The sequence below is a fragment of the Pseudonocardia parietis genome, assembly GCF_017876315.1.
Taxonomy (GTDB): domain Bacteria; phylum Actinomycetota; class Actinomycetes; order Mycobacteriales; family Pseudonocardiaceae; genus Pseudonocardia; species Pseudonocardia parietis.
Genome location: NZ_JAGINU010000001.1, coordinates 2,917,671 through 2,935,887 on the forward strand (window position 1 = coordinate 2,917,671; position 18,217 = coordinate 2,935,887).

The following is an 18,217-nucleotide window of genomic DNA, read 5'->3' on the forward strand; positions in this document are numbered from 1 at the left end:
CTTGGTCAGGTCTGGTCAGGCCGCTATCCTGGCCAGATGGCGGACCAGGTGAACATCTACGACGCGAAGACGAACCTGTCGCGATTGATCGAACGCGTCGAGTCGGGCGAGGAGATCGTCATCGCCCGCAACGGGCGCCCCGTCGCGCAGCTCGTCCCGGTGCAGCGGAAACGGGCTACGCGCGTACCCGGTTCCCTGCGGGGGAGGATCCGCACGACGCCGGACATCCACGAGGGCGACGACGAGATCGCCGATCCCATGGAGGGCGGCTCGCTGCTCCCGGACGGGCGCGGGGCGCGGCGGTGAGGCTCCTGCTCGACTCGCACGTGCTGCTCTGGTGGCTCGACGGTGACGAGCGGCTGGGACAGGTAGCCGTCGATGCCATCGCCGACGGCGGCAACGACGCGATCGTCTCCGTCGCGACGCTGTGGGAGCTCACGATCAAGCAGGGGATCGGCACGCTCGAGATCGACGGGGACCTGCGCACCCATCTCACGGAGGAGGGATTCACCGAGCTCCCGATCACCGGCTCGCACGCCGATGCGGTCGGAGACCTTCCGCCGCACCATCGCGACCCCTTCGACCGGATGCTGGTCGCGCAGGCACGCGTCGAGGGCCTGACCCTGGTGACCGCGGATTCCCGCCTGTACGAGTACGACGTCCCGGTCCTGAAAGCCTGACCCCCGCCCCGACCTCGCACACCTCTCGCCGACCTCGCAGGGCCTACGGCCGGCGAGAGGTGTGCGAGGACCGGCGGGTGGACCTCACCAGATCCGGACGCGGCTACCCGGCTCGGTGAACAGCTGGTCGGCCTCGGTGACCCCGAAGGCCTCGTGGAAGGTGTCGAGGTTGGTCACCACCGCGTTGCAGCGCAGGTCCGGCGGCGAATGCGGGTCGGTCGCCAGCCGGCGGATGGCCTCCGCGTCGCGGGTGGCGGCCCGCCACACCTGTGCCCAGCCGAACAGCACCCGCTGCTCGCCGGTCAGCCCGTCCAGGACCGGGGGTTCGGTGTCGCCGTTGGCGATCGCGTAGGCCTTCAGCGCGATCGTCAGCCCGCCGAGGTCGCCGATGTTCTCGCCGACGGTGAGCGCGCCGTTGACCTTGTGGTCGGGCAGGCCCATCGGCGACAGCGCGCCGTACTGGTCGATCAGCATCTGCGCGCGGGAGTCGAACTCCTTGCGGTCGGCCTCCTCCCACCAGTCGGTGAGGTTGCCGTCGCCGTCGTAGCGGGAGCCCTGGTCGTCGAAACCGTGCCCGATCTCGTGCCCGATCACCGCGCCGATCCCGCCGTAGTTGGCGGCGTCGTCGGCGTCGGCGTCGAAGAACGGCGGCTGCAGGATCGCGGCCGGGAACACGATCTCGTTCAGCCGGGGGTGGTAGTAGGCGTTGACCGTCTGCGGGGTCATCAGCCATTCCTGCCGGTCGACCGGGCCGCCGAGCTTGGCGTACTCGAAGTCGTGCCGCCACTCGGCCGCGCGGCCGGCGTTGCCCAGCAGGTCGGCCGGATCGACCGTGAGGTCGGAGTAGTCCTTCCACCTCTCCGGGTAGCCGATCTTCGGCGTGAACCGGCCAAGCTTCTCCAGCGCCCGCTCACGGGTCGCCGGGCTCATCCAGTCCAGTGTGGAGATCGACTGCCGGTACGCCTCGACGAGGTTGGCGACCAGCTCCTCCATCCGGTCCTTCGCCCGGGGCGGGAAGTGCCGCTGCACGTAGAGCTTGGCCACGGCCTCGCCCATCGACCCCTCGACCAGCGAGACGGCCCGCTTCCAGCGCTCCCGCAGTGCCGGGGTGCCGGACAGGGTGCGGCCGTAGAAGCCGAAGTCCTCCTCGACCAGGTCCGACGACAGGTACTCGGCGCAGGCCGACGCCACGTGCAGGGCCAGCCACGCCTGCCACTGCTCGAGCGGCCGGTCCGCCCAGAGCGCGGTGGCCTCGGCGACGAAGCTCGGCTGCCGGACGATCACCTCGTCGTAGGCGTGCGGCGCCACGCCCAGCGCGGCCTCCCACTCGGCCCAGTCGAACCCGGGCCCGGCGTCGCGCAGCTGCGCGCGGGTCATCAGGGTGTAGGTCTTCTCGGCGTCGCGGTTGGTGACCCGGTCCCAGGACGCGGCGGCCAGCGCCGTCTCCAGATCCATGACCTGCTCGGCGGCGCGGGCCGGCTCGGCCAGGCCGACGAGCCCGGCGAGACGCTGCAGGTGCTCGACGTACTCGGCGCGGATCTGCGCGGAGTCGTCCTCGCGGTAGTAGGCCTCGTCGGGCAGCCCCAGACCCGCCTGGTTCAGGTTGACCAGGTAGCGCGACGAGTCCTTGGCGTCGGTGGCGATGAACTCGCCGAACAGGGCCGCCCTGCCCTCGCGCTGACGCCGGCCGAGCACGGTGGCGAGAGCCGCACGGTCGGGCGCTGCGAAGATCTCGTCCAGCAACGGGCGCAGCGGGGCCACCCCGAGTTGCTCGGCCCGCTCGGTGTCCATGAACGAGGAGTAGAGGTCGCCGATCTTGCGCGCCTCGGTGCCGGGCTCGGTCGGGCCCGACGCGCACTCGGTGACGATCGCGTGCACCTGCTCCTCGGCACGGTCGCGCAGCACCCGGAACGCGCCGTCCTGCGAGCGGTCCTCGGGGATCTCGTGGGTGGCCAGCCACCGGCCGTTGACGTGGGCGAACAGATCGTCCTGCGGGCGGACGCCCGGGTCGACCCAGGTGAGGTCGAGGCCGGACCGCTTCGGCTCGGTGGTCGTCATGGCGCCCATCCTGCCTGCCGGGACCGACAGTTTCGACCGAACACGGTGGAGCCCGGCCCGGATACGGGGGCCACCCGGTTGTCCGGACACGGTCGTCCGACGCATGATCGTGGGGTGACGATCGAACTCGAGACGCCGGTCTCCCGGCCCCGGTCCACCCCCGCCGTCGACCTGCTGGAGGGCGAGCGCGTGCTGCGCCGCCTGCCCGGCGACGGGCCGGACCGACCGTACGAGCTCGTCACCGTCACCCCGGTCGGCCGGACGCTCGGCGCCGAGATCACCGGGATCGACCTCTCCACCGTCCCCGGCGCCGACCTGCGGGACGAGCTGCACCGCGCGCTGCTGGAGTGGAAGGTGCTGTTCTTCCCCGGCCAGCAGATGACGAGTGCGCAGCAGCGCGAGTTCGGCCTGCTCTGGGGTGGGCTCGAGACCAACCCGTTGCTGGACACGGGCGACTCCGCCGACGTCGTCCGGTTCGGGGCGGGCACGAAGACCTACGAGAACATCTGGCACGCCGACACCACGTTCCGCGCCGAGCCGGCGATGGGCGCCGTGCTCCGGATGGTGCAGACGCCACCGTTCGGCGGCGACACGATGTGGGCGGACATGGCCGTCGCCTACGACAACCTCTCCGACGACGTCAGGGCCCGGATCGACGACGCGGTCGCCGTCCACGACATGGTCCCCGGTTTCGCCCGCTTCCTCGACGAGGGGAAGCTGGCCCGGCTCGAGGACCGGTTGCCGCCGGTGACCCACCCGGTCGTCCGGACCCACCCGGAGACCGGGCGGCGGACCCTGTTCGTGAACTCGTCGTTCACCACGGAGATCGTGGGGATGGCGCGCGAGGAGTCCGACGCGCTGTTGCGGCACCTGTTCGCCCAGGCCCACGTGCCGGAGTACCAGGTCCGCTACCGGTGGACCGAGGGCACGGTCGCGTTCTGGGACAACCGGGCAACCCAGCACTACGCCGTCGGCGACTACCACCCGCACCGCCGGGTCGCCGAGCGCGTGGCGATCGCGGGGGACCGGCCCTTCTGACGATTCCGGACACGCCGGAGGCGGGGCAGCGGGCTCAGGAGACGCTGCGCCGCCACCGGCGACGTCGGGGCCCCGGCTCCGGGTCCTCCTCCAGCGGTGCGGCGATCGCCAGCCGGCCGACCTGCTCACCGAGCACCTGGAGGTGGACCCGGACGTCGTCGTGCGTCGGGTCGAGTACCGCCTGCTCGGCGATCTCGGCGGCCTGGTCCACCGAGCGCTTCAACGACGACTTCGCCTTGTCCAGCCGGTTCGCGATCCGCTTCGCCGGTGGCTCGGTGATCCGGAAGCGGGCCGGCTCGATCGAGTCCCCGACCGCCGCGAGCCGGTGCACGGCCTCCAGTTCGGTGTCGAGCCGCTTGCCGATCTCGGCGAGCCAGGAGCGGATCTGCACCGCGGTGATCACCTCGGTGATCCGGTGGAAGCGGTGGACCTGCTCGGTGCAGTCGGCCACGTAGGTCTTCCAGTACCGCGACAGCGGGGCGGGCGGCGGCTCGGCGGAGGGTCGCAGGCGTGGCACGCGTACAGGGTGCCCGACGAGCACACGGGACGTGTCACCCGGGGAGCGGGGTGTCGGCGACGGCCGACGGCGGGTCCCGCCGAGCGCCCGGACGGCGCCGTGCCCTACTCTCGTCACGCCAAAGCGTGAACATTCAATCATTGAGAGGTGTATCAGTGCGTTCGCTTCCCGCTCCGTTCTCCGACGGCGCGCTGCTGGTCACACGGTTGCTGATCGGGGTCGTCCTGGTCGCCCACGGGTTGCAGAAGCTCGGCAAGGGCGTCGGTGGCGCCGCCGAGGGCTTCGCCGGCATGGGCGTTCCACTGCCCACCGTGTCCACACTGTTCGTCATGACCGTCGAGGTCCTCGGCGGCGCCCTGCTGATCGCCGGTGCCGCGACGACCGTGGCCGGGCTGGCGACGGTCGTCGCGATGGCAGGGGCCTTCCTCTTCGCGCACTTCGGTTCCGCCGTGTTCGTCTCCGACGGCGGGTGGGAACTGGTCGGGGTGATCGCGGCCGGCGCCCTCGCGCTCGCTGCAGTGGGTCCCGGGCGCTTCTCGGTCGACCACCTGCTGGCGGGCCGCGACGCCCGCTCCCGCGCGACCGTCGGCGCCTGATCGGCCGGTGCGCGGGGCCGTATTCCGCCGCTGACCGGCCCTTCGAAGGCTGATGTCCGATCTGTCCCGCTCCGGGCGATACGGGTACCGTTGGGTGCATGCCGCCGACGGGCTCATCGCGCACCGGCGCGCCCCGGCGGCCGTTGATCAGGTGGGACGTCGCGCTCTCCGGGAGCGCCCTCGCCCTCGCGGGGATCCTGGTCGCACTGGGTGTGTTCGGCGCCGTGTTCCTCGTGGCGTTCCTGGACCACTGCCCGTCGAGGACCTGTAGCTCGTCGCAGCTCTTCGTCTCGGTGGGCTGTTCGCTGGTCGTCGCGGTCGCCGCCGGGATCGCCGGCCTGGCGATGACGGTGCTGCGCGTGGTCGAGCGCCGGATCTCCTGGCCGTTCGCGGTCGCGACCCTGGTGGTCGTCGCCGCGGCGATCGCGGCCGGAGCCGCCGACTACCCCACCACGATCGGATAGTGCGGGGGCGTCAGCCCTTCAGCCAGGCGTACGCGGTCTGGCGGGAGATACCCAGGGCCGACGCCATGGCGCTGATCTCGCAGCCTGCTCCGCGGCCTGCCTGCAGCAGCTCCTTCTGCCGGGCCCGCAGCGCCTCGAGCTCCGCACCGACCTCGCGCATCCGGTCGAGGAGCTCCTCGGCGTCGCCGGACGTGCGCCGTCGCCCGGCACCCGGCCGGTCCCACGACCGGACCTCGCCGGCGTCCCACACCTTCCGCCCGGCCGGTCCGGGGGCCGGCAGCGGTGCGGGGGCCTGCCCGCGGCTCACGTAGGAGTTCCAGGTCCCCACCTGCACGCCCCAGTGCTCGGCGCAGTCGTCGGCGGTCCAGCTCGTCATGCCCGAGAGCCTCCCACCTCGGCCAGCTCCGCCCGCACCCCGAGCAGCCGCACCGGGCGGTCCGGGTCCAGCTCGTCGAGCAGCTCCGCGGCGACGGCGGCGATCGCGCAGGCGGAGCGCCCGGGCGGATCGAGGGCCCGGCTGCGGGTGGTGGTGCGGAAGGACCGCGTCCGGACCCGGATGCCGACGCGGACGCAGTCCCGGTCCTCGGCCGCGACGTCGGCGGCGACCCGCCGGGCGAGCGTGCGCAGCTCGGTGTGCAGCGCGGACCGGTCGGTGAGATCGGTGGGGAAGGTCGTCTCCCGGCTGCGCGAGCGCGGCACCCACGGACCGGTGTCCAGCTCGGTGCGGCCCATCCCGCGGCCGAGCGAGACGTAGTACGGCCCGCGGTTCGGCCCCAGCCGGGCGGCGACGTCAGCGGGGCGCGACTCGGCGAGCCCGGCGACCGTGGTGATCCCCAGCTCGGCGAGCGCCTTCGCGGTGGCCCGCCCGACGCCGGGCAGCGCCTCGGGTGGGTCGGCGCCGAGGGTGGCGAACCAGTTCGCGGCGGTCAGCTCGTGGATGCCGCCCGGCTTCGCGTAGCCGGTCGCGGTCTTCGCGCGCAGCGTGTTGTCGCCGATCCCCACCGCGCACGACAGACCGGTCGCGGCGACCGTCTCCCGGATCCGGTGCGCGAGGTCCCACGGGTCGCCGTCGGTGCGGACGAACGCCTCGTCCCACCCGATCACCTCGACCGGTTCGCCGAGGTCGCGCAGCAGGCGCATCACCTCGTCGGAGACCTGCTCGTAGTACTCCTTGTCCGACGGCAGGAACACGGCGTCCGCGGCCTCCAGCCGGCGGCGCGCCAGCCGCGTCGGCATCCCCGAGCGGACGCCGAGGGCGCGCGCCTCGTAGGACGCCGTCGCGACGACCGTGCGGGCCTGCGGGTCGCCGAGCTGCTCGGCGTCCCCTCCGACGACGATCGGCCGCCCGGCGAGCTCGGGCCGGCGCAGCAGCTCGGCCGCGGCCAGGAACTGGTCGAGGTCGGCGTGCAGGATCCGGCGGCTCACCGGAGCGAGAGTGCCGGATTCAGGGCCGCAGCGCCGTGACGACCCAGCGCAGCGTGGAGCGATCGGTGCAGGTGGCGAGCAGCTCGGCCTGCTCGACGGCCGCGGCGTCGAGCTGCCGGGCGTCGAACAGGTCCTCGACGACGCCGGGGACGTCCAGGTGCTCCCCGCGCAGCGCCTGGGCGGGACCGGTCAGCCGCAGCCGCGTGATGAGCAGCCGCAGGGCCCGGTGGCCGATCACCCGCATGCCCGGCGTGAGCAGGGGAGACGGCAGCGTCGGCCCGCCCGGCGACGGGTGCGCGGCGGGCGGGCCGCCGGGTAGGGTCACCGCGGAGACCGCGATCACGCCGCCGTCCAGCAGGGCCCACGCGTCGATCGAGGGGCGGTGCGTCTCCCGGCCCGAGGCGGCGGGCAGGTCGTGCCGGGCGAGCCAGCGGCGCAGCCGGGGCCGCAGGTCCCAGCGGACGTCGAACACCCCGGACCCGAGGTCGGACGGCGTGAACACCTGGTCCCAGTGCGGGCCCGACGGGCCGCCGTCGCCGATATCCGTCTCCGGCTGGATCGCCATTTCCCTCGTCCCCCCGTGGCCGCTCGCGGGTCCGGCCCGGGCCACGGGTCCCCGTGGGTCGATCCCCGGTGACTCATCTCACGCCTGGGTCGGGTACCCAGACTACGTGCGACCGATCGGGTGCACAGCCCGCTGCGGACGGCCGTACCCACTGGGGTGACAACCTCCGGGCCGTCACCGTCGAACGGTCCGGCCGCCGCGCCGGGATGCGGGCATGTATGACGCTCCGTCGCCGGACGGGGTTGCCGGTCGGTGATGCGTGACACGATCGTGCTACCCCATCGGGCTCGGTAACGAGGCAGGATGTCGTGAGCGATCCACAGATGACGGCGACGTGGAGGCGACATGGACGGGCAGTTCGACAGGATTCCGGCGGTGCACCCGAGGCTCATCCCGGCGGCGCGACGCCCGGTGGAGGACCTGCCGTCGGGCCGCGGGGTCGCCGACGCCGAGCGGGGACGCGTGCTGGGCCGCTACGCCCGGCTGATGCGCTCCGGGCGTCCCGAGGTGTGCCGTCCCGGACGCAGGGAGATCGAGGATCGCGGCCGGTTCGGTTCCGCGGGGGCCGCCGGCAGCGACGGCAAGGTCATCTACCCGGACCGGGACGCCGCCGAGTGCGCCGCCCGTGAGCTGGAGGCGCTCGGCGGGCGACCGCAGCGGGCGTACCTCTGCCGGCGTTCGAGGCGCGGGCACTTCCACCTGACGACCGACCTGGTCGCCGAGCGTCGCCGGACTCCGGCCGAGCTGATCCCGCAGCCGCGCCGCGGCGACTGACTCGTTTCCCCGGCCACGGCTCCCGATCGGCCGTTGGTGTGATGCGTGGCACACGCTGATCGTCTAGCGTGGGTGTGGCGGCGGTCACCGCCGCGCCGAATCGACGCGGACCACCACCGCACGCCGACACATCGGGAGGGGATCCGTCGTGAACCCGCACCTGCTCGAGGAACGAGTCGCCACCGTCTCGGGTGGCGCCGGCCTCGCCGAGCCCGCCCGCGCCCGCCTCGCTGCGCACAAGGCCACCGCCGACGCCTGCCGCCGGCGCACCGTGGAACGGCGCACCGAACTGGAACGTGTCTTGTCCGGGAGCGACGGTCGCCGGGACGCGCTGGACCTGATGCTGGAGCTGGACGCGCTGGAGCGTGTGCAGGACCGCATCGACCAGCGGCTCTCCGAGCTCTGCGAGTCGCTCAGTGAGCCGCGGACCCCGCGCTACGGCGACGCGTAGCCGGCGTAGATCACCCGCGCACCGTCGGGCTCGTGGTTCGATGGCGGCGACGCCGCCGTCGTAGGAGCGAGGAGATCACGTGCGCGCAGTGCAGGTCGTCGAGCTGGGAGGGCCCACGTCGGTCCGGGTCGCCGAGGTGGACCCGCCGGAACGCGGTGAGGGCGAGGTACTGGTCGACGTCGCCGCGGCCGGGGTGAACTTTCCGGACCTGCTGCTCACCAAGGGCCTGTACCAGTACAAGCCGGATCCGCCGTTCACCCTCGGCTCGGAGTGCGCCGGGACGGTGCGCGAGGCCGGGCCGGACAGCCGGTTCGCGCCCGGGGACCGGGTCGTCGCGTTCACGATGTCCGGGGTGTTCGGCGAGATCGTCTCGGTGCCCGAGCAGACCGTGCTCCCGCTGCCCGACGAGGTGGGCTTCGCCGCGGGCGCCTGCCTGCCGATGAACTACCTGACCGCGCACTTCACGCTGGTGGCCCGGGGCGGGCTGAAGGCGGGGGAGACCGTGCTGGTGCACGGCGCCGCCGGTGGCGTCGGCACCGCGGTGGTCCAGCTCGCCGCCGCGCTCGGTGCCACCGTGATCGGTGTGACGTCCACCGAGGCCAAGGCCGAGATCGCGAAGCGTGCCGGGGCGGCGCACGCGGTGGGTGTCGAGGGGTTCAAGGACGCGGTCAAGGAGATCACCGACGGAGCCGGCGTCGACATGGTCGTCGACCCGGTCGGTGGCGACCGGTTCACCGACTCGCTGCGCAGCCTGGCCCCGCTGGGCCGGGTGATGGTCGTCGGGTTCACCGCGGGCGACATCCCGACGGTGAAGGTGAACCGGCTCCTGCTGAACAACGTCGACGTGCGCGGTGTCGGCTGGGGCGCCTACGCGCTCGGCCGCGTGGACTTCCTGCGCGCCGAGTGGGACGCACTGCTCCCGCACCTGCGCTCCGGCGCGCTCGATCCGCTGATCAGCGACCGCTTCCCGTTGGAGAAGGCGGGCGAGGCGCTCTCGCGCATCGACGACCGCGTCGTCACCGGGAAGGTCGTCCTGGAGGTCTGAGCCGGTCCGCGCCGCGGACCCTCAGCCGGCCGGCTCCAGGTTGTGCCGGGCCGGGGTCCGCGGGTGCGGGGCCGACGAGGGTGCCGCCACGGTGGGGTCGCGCGGTGCGGGCGCCGGGCCGGACCAGGCCGCGCCGGGTTCCAGGGCCACCGCGACCGGCTCGGCGACGTGCAGCCGGTGCCGGGCCGCGACGGCCCGCCCCGCCGCGCCGGCCTCGCCCAGCGCGTGCAGCGCCAGCGACCGGTGCGCGGGCACCTCGCAGCGGCGCAGGAACCGGTCCAGCTCGCGTACCGCGTCCCCGGTCTCGCGGGCACGTGTCCAGGCGGCCAGCTCGGCCTCGGCGACCTCCCGGCGGACCCCGTCCATCCGGACGCAGAGGTACTCGACGTCCTCGTCGGCCAGCTCACCGGGCGACGGGACGTGCATGCCCTGCTCCAGCAGGTACTCGTGCACCGCCCACAGGCCCATCGGGGTCAGCATGACGACGGTCGGGTCCGGGTCGTCACGGTGCGCGACCTGGGAGAGCGCATCGAGCTCGTCGGCGTCGAGGGTCTCGCTCAGCTCGATCGCGCCGAGCAGCTCGCAGGCGTCCAGCAACGCCGTGACGTCGCGCCGCCACAGCCGCTGCTCGACGTCGCCGGCGAGGTCGTCGACCACGCAACCGGCCTCGTCGTTGACGGTGTCGCGGACCTGGCGGTGGAAGTGCTCCAGCGGGACCGGGCCGCCGCCGGCGCAGTAGAGCCCCACCCACAGCATCGGGAAGGCCTCGGACATCGACATCCCGAACAGCGAAGGCGCACCGAACACGTCGGTGCCGCCCAGGTTGTCGCCGAGTCTGCCGACCGACTCGAACACGCGCCGCCAGAGCTCGATCGGCCGGTTCAGCAGGGGACCCGCGGTCTTCACCGGCAGCAGCCGGCCGCGGACGACGCGGACCAGCCGCGCGGCTCGGGCCCAGCGCAGCAGCAGCGAGACCTCGGGCAGGTCGTCGCTGGTACGGGCGGTCTCCCGGTAGAGGTGGTCGAGCTGCAGGTGTGCGGCGAGGTCGAGGGCGTCGACCCGGCCCAGCCGGCCGTCCGAGGTGAGCCGTCGCCCGGCCCGCACCCACACGGTCAGCCTGCGCAGCAGGTCGAGCCCCTCGGAGAGCTCCGCGGCCTCGACGAGGGTGGCCGCGCCGGGCATCGGCACCGGCGGCAGCTCGGGGTTCCACTCGGCACGGGCGGAGCGCCGGGCGTCGCGCCGCATGATCTCGGCGAGGGCGGCCCGGTCGACATCGGCCTCCCCGGAGCCCGCACGGTCCAGGAACCGCTGGACGGCGCCCGGGTCGGCCGGGTCGACGCCGTTGCGGTGCAGCTGGACGCCCCAGAACTTGCCGAGGTCGTAGTTCCGCTCGTCGGCGAGGCCGTCGTGCAGGGCGGGGGTGGAGTCGACGACCTGGCGGTGCAGCGCGTCGTCGGACGACGACTGCGGGTCGAACCAGTCGTGGTCGTCCAGGAACTCGATCAGTGCGTGGAACGCGGGGGCGACGTCGTCCGGTTCCAGGACGGTCACCTTGCGCGGGAACCACATTCCGAGCGCGTCGGCGATGTGGGCGCGGGTCCATCGGCCCAGGCGGCGGTCGCGCGCGTACTTGTAGTCGAGGGCGGCGGCGACGAGCGCAGTGTCCACCTCGACGCGGCGACGCCGCGCCCAGACGTGGAACTGCTCCAGGAGCCGGCTCCGGGCCTCGGCATACCCCTGATCATCTCCGGGGGTGAAGACGAGACGCATCCGGCCCACTGTGTCAGGTCCCTCCATCCGTTCGCTCACAGGGTCCGGGGGGTTCACCCCGCCCGATGATGATCTCCGGTGCGCGCGGGAACCCGCGCACCGGGAGGTCGTACTGGTGCAACGAGTGGGCGGCGGGCGGGTCACTCCGACCGCTCACCGGGCGCGCCGACCCGTGACCTGCCCCACAGCGACCCTGTCACGAACGACGGCGGCCGGACACCCCGTGGGTGCCCGGCCGCCGGGTCGGTGCGCCGACCGGTTCAGTCGCCGCCGACCGGACTGTCCTTGCGGTCCGGCCCCGTGGTGCCGGTGTCGTCCGGCGTGGTCGTGACCGGGCCCTCGCCGGGCTCGGTCATCGTGTAGCCGGGACCGGTACCGGGCCCGTTCGCGAAACCGTCGTCGCGAGGTCCGTCCTCGTCCTCCACCGGGAGCGCGCCGACCTTGACGTAGAAGTCGTCGCCGTGCCGGTCGGTGGCCCAGTCGACGGCCTGCTCGATGACCTCGGCGCCCTTCTGCTCGCGCAGGATCACCGGGTCGCGGCGCAGATCCTTGAACAGCGCGAAGCAGAGCATGACCATGATCACCGCGAACGGTGCGGCGACCAGGATGGTCAGGCTCTGGATGCCGCCCAGTGCGTCCTCACCGCCGGTGACCAGCATGAGGACGGCGACGGCGCCCATCACCGCGCCCCAGAAGATGACGACCCACTTGCTCGGCTCGATGGTGCCGCGCTGCGACAGGGTGCCCATGACGATCGACGCCGCGTCGGCACCGGAGACGAAGAAGATGCCGACCAGGATCATCACCAGGACGCCGGTGACGGACGCCAGCGGGTACGCCCCGAGCATCTCGAACAGCTGGACGTTGGAGTCGTCGGAGAACTGGGCGCCGCCCTGGGACTGGGTGATCGCGGTGCCGCCGAAGATGCAGAACCAGACCAGCGAGACCAGGCTCGGTGCCAGGATGACGCCGCCGACGAACTCCCGGATGGTGCGTCCCCGCGAGATGCGGGCCAGGAACATGCCGACGAACGGCGTCCAGGAGATCCACCAGGCCCAGTAGAAGACCGTCCAGCCGGACAGCCACTCCAGCATCGGCTCCCCGCCGACGGCCTCGGTGCGCCCGACCATCTCGAAGAACTGGGTGAAGTACGCCCCGATGGAGGTCGGGATCAGGTCGAGGATGATCACCGTCGGCCCGACGACGAACACGAACAGCGCCAGCACGCCTGCCAGCACCATGTTGATGTTCGAGAGCCACTGGATGCCGCGGGCGATGCCGGAGACCGCGGACAGGACGAACGCCGCGGTGAGCACGACGATGATGCCGGCGAGGACGCCGGGGCCCGCCGCCCCGTCGGTCCAGCCGACGATCTGCATGCCGCCGCCGATCTGGAAGGCGCCGATCCCCAGCGACGCCGCGGACCCGAACAGGGTCGCGAAGATCGCCAGGATGTCGATCGCCTTGCCGATCGGCCCCTCGGCCGCCGACTTGCCGATCAGCGGGATGAACGCCTGGCTGATGAGCTGGCGGCGGCCCTTGCGGAAGGTCGAGTAGGCGATGGCCAGGCCGACCACGGCGTAGATCGACCACGGGTGCAGGGTCCAGTGGAACAGCGAGGTGGCCATGGCCACCTGCATCGCCTCGGTCGTCCCGGGCTCGGCCGCGCCGGGCGGTACCGACGTGGTGAAGAACGAGAGCGGCTCGTTCACGCCGAAGAACATCAGGCCGATGCCCATGCCGGCGGAGAACATCATGGCGATCCACGACACCGTCCGGAACTCCGGCTCCTCGGTGTCGGTGCCGAGCTTGATCCGGCCGAACTTGCTGAACGCCAGGAACAACGCGAACACGACAAACCCTGTCGCCGCGAGGATGAACCCCCAGCCACCGGCGCGCATCACGACGTCGAGCATGGCTCCGGAGGTGCTGCTCAGGCTGTCCGGAGCGGCGATGCCCCAGATCACGAACAGCAGCGCGATGGCCGCGCCCACTCCGAAGATCGTCCAGTCGGTACGTGGCCGACTCTCACCGGACCCGGCAGCGCCGGAGTCCGTGCGTGGTTCCGCCTGTGTCATGACAGGTCACGCCCTGCGGGCGCATCCCCCTCCCGGTCGAATACGTGAAACGAGCACAAGTTTTCGTGTTGTCGAGGGAGTGTAGGCGACCCCCTGACGGTGCCGTGGCCGCCTCGCGCGGCGGGAACGCATCATTGCAGGTCAGTGCGTTGTGCGCGACTGTCTCGATTCGGTATCGGACTCCGGGGCGCCCGAGGGGCGGAGTTCTGGCCGCCAGCCGGCACCGTCCACCCCGCCGGGTACCGGCGCCGCGGGGTCGTAGGGGGTGCGGGTGAGGACGAAGGTGGCCAGCCACAGATGGTCGTCGCCGATCCGCAGTGTCTCCCCGGCGAAGTAGCCGTCCAGCCCGATCCAGGCCCCGTCCGGGCCGGGGCGGAACCGCGACGACCGTCCGGGCCGTCCCAGTCCGCCCAGGTGCAGCATCCCGCCCGCGACCGCGCGCAGGACGTACGGCGACGGCCCCCAGAACCAGGGGCCCAGCAGCGACGGATCCACCGGTGACGGCTCCGGTGCCCAGGCGTCGACGATCCGCGGCTCCGCCGCACGGAGGTCGGCGAGCAGCCCGGCGCCGAGCCCGGAGTCCATCCCGGCCGTCGTGTTGCCCATCGCCAGCGCGCCGGTGCCCTCCTCGCGGTCCACCCAGAGCCCGGCCAGGAAGCCGGGCATCGAGCCGCCGTGGCCGACCAGCGTTGCGCCGTCGACGCGGTGCACCTGCACGCCGAGGCCGTAACCGGCCCAGATCGGCGACGTGGAGTCGATGCCGGCCGGCAGCGTCATCTCCTCGACGGTCGCGGGTGACAGCACCCCGCCGGTGTCGCCGAGCAGGAACGCGCCCAGCCGGGCGAGGTCGCGCGCGGTGCACCAGAGCTGGCCGGCCGGTGCCATCACACCGGCGTCGTGCTCGGGCTCGGGCAGGGTCAGCTCGGCCCAGGGGTGCACGGCGTGCCCCTCGGCGGCGGGCGCCTGCGGCCGGGGCGACGTGCGGGTCATGCCGAGCGGGAGCAGCACCTCGCGGCGGGCGACCTCGGTCCAGTCCCGGCCCCGCGCCCGGGCGACGAGCTCGCCGAGCAGGCCGAAACCGAGGTTCGAGTAGTGGAACCGCCGGCCGGCCGGCAGCACCCGGTCGTCGTCGGAGAGCTTGAGCTGCTCCAGGGACCCGCCCGGCGTGCGCTCCCACCAGAGCCCGGGACTCTCCGCGCCGGCACCTGCCAAGTGAGCGAGGAGCTGGCCGAGCGTCCGGTCCCCGAGCGGGGTGCCGGGCAGGTGCTCGTCCAGCCGGTCGTCGAGATCGAGGCGGCCCTCGTCGCGCAGCCGGAGCACGGTGATCGCGCAGACCGTCTTGGTGATCGACCCGATCCGGTACTGGACGTCGTCCGGCGCCGCGTCCCCGGGCAGCGCGCCCCGCCCGGTGTGCCAGGCCAGGCCGCCGTCGCGGACGACGCCGGCGACGAGCGAGGGGACGCGGCCGTCGCGCTGGGCGCGGGCGACGCGGGCGAGCAGGGTGCGCTGGGTCGAGGGGAGGAGTTCGGGCACGCCTGAAGACCGTAGTGCCGCGCGGGGCGCCACGGCGGAGGTGTCACGGTGGGGGTGTCACCGGTCCCGGAGACGGCGCAGCAGGGGAGCGGTGCGGAACCCGACCAGCGACCGCATGACCAGCGACGTCGACGTCCGTTCGACCCCCGCGATGGCGAGCAGGTGCCCGGCGATCCGGTAGAGGTCGTCGGCGTCGCGGGCGACCAGGTGCACCAGCAGATCCTCCTCACCGGAGATGCCGTGCACCTCGAGGACCTCGGGGACCCGGTCCAGCGCGCCGGCCACCGCGGCGAGCTCGCGCTGCACCACCCGCACCGTGACGAACGCGGTCAGCGGGTACCCCAGCGCGGCCGGGTCGACGCGGCGTTCGAAGGTGTCCAGCGCGCCGAGCCGGTCCAGCTTCGCCAGCCGCGCCTGCACGGTGTTGCGGGAGAGACCGACCGTCTCGGCCAGGGCCAGCACGGTCGCCCGTGGGTCGTCGGCCAGCGCGAGGAGCAGCCGGGCGTCGTGGCCGTCGAGGCCCATCCGGGCGGGCGGGGCCGGATCGTGTGGCGCCGGATCGTGCGACGCCGTGCCGTCCGGGGGCGCGGAGTGCGGGGCTGCAGCGTGCGGGGCCGCGGAGTGCGGAGCCGCGGCGTGCGGCGCGGCCCGCCGGTTGCCGGCGTGGGTGCGGTCGTCGGTGTGCACTCTGCCCGTCCTGACGTCGCTCGGGCGGGCCGGACCGTGCATTCTGCACGGTCTCTACCGCTCCGGTTGTGCAATCATCGTGCCGGTGGTGCGCTGTGTGGGCAACCTGCGCGAGCAGTGACGAATCTGGAGATCTCGATGAGCACCGCTGCCGACCCGTCGTACGCCCCGCCGTCCCCGGCCGGGGAGCCACTGACCGAGATCGGGGAGCGGGTGCTGTGGCTGTCCACCGCGATCATCGATGCGGCCAACCGGCGCGGTGACCCCAGCGGCCTCAAGGTCGGCGGGCACCAGGCGTCGTCGGCGTCGATGGTGACGATCATGACCGCGCTCTGGTTCGAGCACCTGCGGGCCGAGGACCGGGTCTCGGTGAAACCGCACGCCTCACCGGTGCTGCACGCGATCAACTACCTGCTCGGCGAGCTGGACGAGTCCTACCTGCCGACGCTGCGCGCGTTCGGCGGGCTGCAGTCCTACCCCTCACGGACCAAGGACCCCGATCCCGTCGACTACTCGACCGGCTCGGTCGGCATCGGCGCGACCGCCCCGATCTGGGGCGCGCTCGCCCGGCGCTACGTCTCCGCCCGGTTCGACCAGGACCCCGCCGGCGACGCCGGCCGGCCGGGCAGGCAGTACTCCCTGGTCGGTGACGCCGAGCTCGACGAGGGCGCGGTCTGGGAGGCGATCCTCGACCCGATGGTCGGCGAGCTCGGCGAGGTCGTCTGGATCGTCGACCTGAACCGGCAGTCGCTGGACCGGGTCGTGCCGAACATCGGCACCCCGCGGATCGAGGGCATGTTCCGCGCCGCCGGGTGGCAGGTGCTCACCGTCAAGTACGGCCGGCTGCTGCAGGAGCTGTTCGCGCGCCCCGGCGGGGACGCGCTGCGCGCCCGGATCGACGGGATGCCGAACCCGGAGTACCAGCGCCTGCTGCGCTGCGATGCCGCCGAGGTCCGCACCCGGCTCCCGGACGTGGGCCCGGGATCCGGCGGGGCCGGCCTCGCCGAGCTGGTCGAGGGACTGGACGACGCGACGCTGCTCGCCGCCGTCCGCAACCTCGGCGGGCACGACCTCACGGCGCTGCGCGAGGCGTTCGACGAGATCGACGACTCCCGGCCGACCGTGATCCTCGCCTACACCGTCAAGGGCCACGGCCTGGCCACCGCGGGGCACCCGCAGAACCACGGCTCGATCCTGAACGCCGACCAGATGGCGACGCTCGCCGACGCGGTCGGCGCGGACCCCGACGACCCGTGGCGGCGTTTCCCCGCCGACTCCGCTGCCGGCCGGCTGTGTGCGGAGACCGCGCGGCGGCTGCACCGCGAGGAGCCGGCGCCGACGCCGGTCCCCGCGCTGCCCACCGACATCGGCCGGACCCCGTCCGGGCGTGCCACCACCCAGGCCGCGCTCGGCCGGGCCCTGCTCGACCTCACCCGGGAGGCACCGGACGCGGCGGCCCGGGTGGTCACGCTCTGCCCGGACGTGTCGTCGTCGACCAACCTCGGCGGCTGGGTGAACAAGGTCGGCGTCTGGTCGACGGCCGAGCGCAAGGACTGGTTCGACGACGATCCCGAGACGATCCTGCACTGGCGCGAGCGGCCCACCGGCCAGCACCTGGAGCTCGGCATCGCCGAGGGCAACCTGGTCGGCGCGCTCGGCGAGCTCGGCGCCACCTGGTCGCGGTGGGGCGAGCCGGTGCTGCCCATCGGGGTGCTCTACGACCCGTTCGTCGAGCGTGCGCTGGAGCCGTGGTCGTTCGGGATGTACGCCGGCGGCCAGTCGATCCTGGTCGGGACGCCGTCCGGGGTGTCGCTGGCGCCCGAGGGCGGGGCCCACCAGTCGGTCACGACGCCGTCGGTCGGGCTGGAGCGGCCGGGGTGCGTGAGCTACGAGCCCGCCTTCGCGATCGACGTCGAGTGGACGCTGCTGGCGTCGCTGGCCCGGCTCGGGCGCCCGGACGGGACATCGGCGTACCTGCGGCTGTCCACCCGGCCGGTCGACCAGTCCCTGGCCGCGATCCCGGCCGATCCGGCGGCCCGTGAGCGGCGCCGCCGCCAGGTCGTCGCCGGGGCGTACCCGCTGCGCCGGGCGGCGGGCGGGAGCCCGGACCTGACGATCGCCGCGATGGGCCCGCTGCTGACCGAGGCGCTCACCGCCGCCGACCGGCTCGCCGAGCAGGGCCACGCGGTGGACGTGGTCTGCGTGACCAGCCCCGGGCTGCTGTTCGACGCCGTGCAGGCCCGCGCCGGGCGGCCGGCCCGGGCACAGGCCGAGCCGTGGATCCTCGAGTCGGCGTTCCCGGCCCGGCGGGCGGCACCGCTGATCACCCTGCTCGACGGGCACCCGCACACGCTCGCGTTCCTGGCCGGGATCAACCAGGTGCCGGCCACCCACCTGGGCGTGTCGCGGTTCGGGCAGTCCGGCGACCTCGCCTCGGTGTACGCCCACCACGGCCTGGACGCCGACGCCGTGGTCGGCGCGGCGGCGGACCTGCTGTAGCGCCCCGGCGGAGGCTGCTCGGGACGAGCAGCCTCCG

18 protein-coding genes are annotated in these 18,217 nt (G+C 73.4%); 9 read left to right on the forward strand and 9 right to left on the reverse strand.

Features of this window, described 5'->3' with window-relative positions; all coding sequences use genetic code 11:
* The first annotated feature begins 36 nt into the window (after positions 1–36).
* Together JOF36_RS13810 and JOF36_RS13815 are read left to right on the forward strand one after the other, a co-directional pair.
* Complete coding sequence (locus JOF36_RS13810) at positions 37–306, forward strand: type II toxin-antitoxin system Phd/YefM family antitoxin (protein ID WP_210027196.1); 270 nt, start codon at positions 37–39, stop codon at positions 304–306.
* On the forward strand, positions 303–680 hold the full coding sequence (locus tag JOF36_RS13815) for a type II toxin-antitoxin system VapC family toxin (RefSeq protein WP_210027198.1): 378 nt from the start codon (positions 303–305) through the stop codon (positions 678–680). Before JOF36_RS13810 ends, JOF36_RS13815 begins: the two co-directional genes overlap by 4 nt.
* An 84-nt stretch (positions 681–764) precedes the next feature.
* Here JOF36_RS13815 and JOF36_RS13820 read toward each other — a convergent pair whose 3' ends face one another.
* Complete coding sequence (locus JOF36_RS13820) at positions 765–2,738, reverse strand: M13 family metallopeptidase (protein ID WP_210027200.1); 1,974 nt, start codon at positions 2,736–2,738, stop codon at positions 765–767.
* 114 nt (positions 2,739–2,852) lie between these two features.
* Between JOF36_RS13820 and JOF36_RS13825 the strand changes: the two genes are divergently transcribed.
* Entirely contained in the window at positions 2,853–3,776 is a 924-nt protein-coding gene (locus JOF36_RS13825; RefSeq protein ID WP_210027202.1) for a TauD/TfdA dioxygenase family protein, read from the forward strand.
* Positions 3,777–3,810: 34 nt separating this feature from the next.
* On the opposite strand, the gene JOF36_RS13830 is transcribed toward JOF36_RS13825, so the two are convergent.
* The gene (locus JOF36_RS13830; protein WP_210027203.1) at positions 3,811–4,293 is read right to left on the reverse strand and encodes a hypothetical protein; all 483 of its coding nucleotides are present in this window, start codon (positions 4,291–4,293) and stop codon (positions 3,811–3,813) included.
* Positions 4,294–4,448: 155 nt separating this feature from the next.
* Here JOF36_RS13830 and JOF36_RS13835 point away from each other — a divergent pair, with 155 nt between their 5' ends.
* Positions 4,449–4,889 carry a DoxX family protein gene (locus JOF36_RS13835; RefSeq protein ID WP_210027204.1) on the forward strand — a complete coding sequence of 147 codons (441 nt, stop codon included), beginning with the start codon at positions 4,449–4,451 and terminating at the stop codon, positions 4,887–4,889.
* A 98-nt stretch (positions 4,890–4,987) separates the two neighbouring features.
* Positions 4,988–5,353 carry a hypothetical protein gene (locus tag JOF36_RS13840; RefSeq protein ID WP_210027205.1) on the forward strand — a complete coding sequence of 122 codons (366 nt, stop codon included), beginning with the start codon at positions 4,988–4,990 and terminating at the stop codon, positions 5,351–5,353.
* Positions 5,354–5,363: 10 nt separating this feature from the next.
* On the opposite strand, the gene JOF36_RS13845 is transcribed toward JOF36_RS13840, so the two are convergent.
* From JOF36_RS13845 to JOF36_RS13855, 3 genes are read right to left on the reverse strand one after another with little or no spacing between them, the layout of a single operon-like run.
* Positions 5,364–5,729 carry a hypothetical protein gene (locus JOF36_RS13845; RefSeq protein ID WP_210027206.1) on the reverse strand — a complete coding sequence of 122 codons (366 nt, stop codon included), beginning with the start codon at positions 5,727–5,729 and terminating at the stop codon, positions 5,364–5,366.
* Positions 5,726–6,778: a DNA polymerase IV gene (locus tag JOF36_RS13850; protein WP_210027207.1), complete on the reverse strand. Its 1,053-nt coding sequence runs from the start codon at positions 6,776–6,778 to the stop codon at positions 5,726–5,728. Before JOF36_RS13850 ends, JOF36_RS13845 begins: the two co-directional genes overlap by 4 nt.
* A 19-nt stretch (positions 6,779–6,797) precedes the next feature.
* On the reverse strand, positions 6,798–7,343 hold the full coding sequence (locus tag JOF36_RS13855; RefSeq protein WP_210027208.1) for a hypothetical protein: 546 nt from the start codon (positions 7,341–7,343) through the stop codon (positions 6,798–6,800).
* A gap of 345 nt (positions 7,344–7,688) precedes the next feature.
* On the opposite strand from JOF36_RS13855, the gene JOF36_RS13860 reads away from it, so the two are divergent.
* The 3 genes from JOF36_RS13860 to JOF36_RS13870 all read left to right on the forward strand — a co-directional run bounded on the left by JOF36_RS13860 (position 7,689) and on the right by JOF36_RS13870 (position 9,613).
* Positions 7,689–8,117 (forward strand): hypothetical protein, encoded by a 429-nt coding sequence (locus JOF36_RS13860; RefSeq protein WP_210027210.1) that lies wholly within the window; start codon positions 7,689–7,691, stop codon positions 8,115–8,117.
* 148 nt (positions 8,118–8,265) lie between these two features.
* Complete coding sequence (locus JOF36_RS13865; RefSeq protein ID WP_210027211.1) at positions 8,266–8,568, forward strand: hypothetical protein; 303 nt, start codon at positions 8,266–8,268, stop codon at positions 8,566–8,568.
* A gap of 79 nt (positions 8,569–8,647) precedes the next feature.
* Positions 8,648–9,613, forward strand: coding sequence for an NADPH:quinone oxidoreductase family protein (locus JOF36_RS13870; protein WP_210027212.1), 966 nt, complete (start codon positions 8,648–8,650; stop codon positions 9,611–9,613).
* A gap of 21 nt (positions 9,614–9,634) precedes the next feature.
* On the opposite strand, the gene JOF36_RS13875 is transcribed toward JOF36_RS13870, so the two are convergent.
* The 4 genes from JOF36_RS13875 to JOF36_RS13890 all read right to left on the reverse strand — a co-directional run bounded on the left by JOF36_RS13875 (position 9,635) and on the right by JOF36_RS13890 (position 15,519).
* On the reverse strand, positions 9,635–11,383 hold the full coding sequence (locus tag JOF36_RS13875) for a hypothetical protein (protein ID WP_210027213.1): 1,749 nt from the start codon (positions 11,381–11,383) through the stop codon (positions 9,635–9,637).
* A 260-nt stretch (positions 11,384–11,643) separates the two neighbouring features.
* On the reverse strand, positions 11,644–13,461 hold the full coding sequence (locus JOF36_RS13880) for a BCCT family transporter (protein WP_210027214.1): 1,818 nt from the start codon (positions 13,459–13,461) through the stop codon (positions 11,644–11,646).
* 141 nt (positions 13,462–13,602) lie between these two features.
* Positions 13,603–14,994: a serine hydrolase domain-containing protein gene (locus tag JOF36_RS13885; RefSeq protein WP_210027215.1), complete on the reverse strand. Its 1,392-nt coding sequence runs from the start codon at positions 14,992–14,994 to the stop codon at positions 13,603–13,605.
* A 57-nt stretch (positions 14,995–15,051) separates the two neighbouring features.
* The gene (locus tag JOF36_RS13890; RefSeq protein WP_210035576.1) at positions 15,052–15,519 is read right to left on the reverse strand and encodes an Lrp/AsnC family transcriptional regulator; all 468 of its coding nucleotides are present in this window, start codon (positions 15,517–15,519) and stop codon (positions 15,052–15,054) included.
* A gap of 300 nt (positions 15,520–15,819) precedes the next feature.
* Between JOF36_RS13890 and JOF36_RS13895 the strand changes: the two genes are divergently transcribed.
* On the forward strand, positions 15,820–18,180 hold the full coding sequence (locus tag JOF36_RS13895; RefSeq protein WP_210027216.1) for a thiamine pyrophosphate-binding protein: 2,361 nt from the start codon (positions 15,820–15,822) through the stop codon (positions 18,178–18,180).
* Positions 18,181–18,217 lie beyond the last annotated feature (37 nt).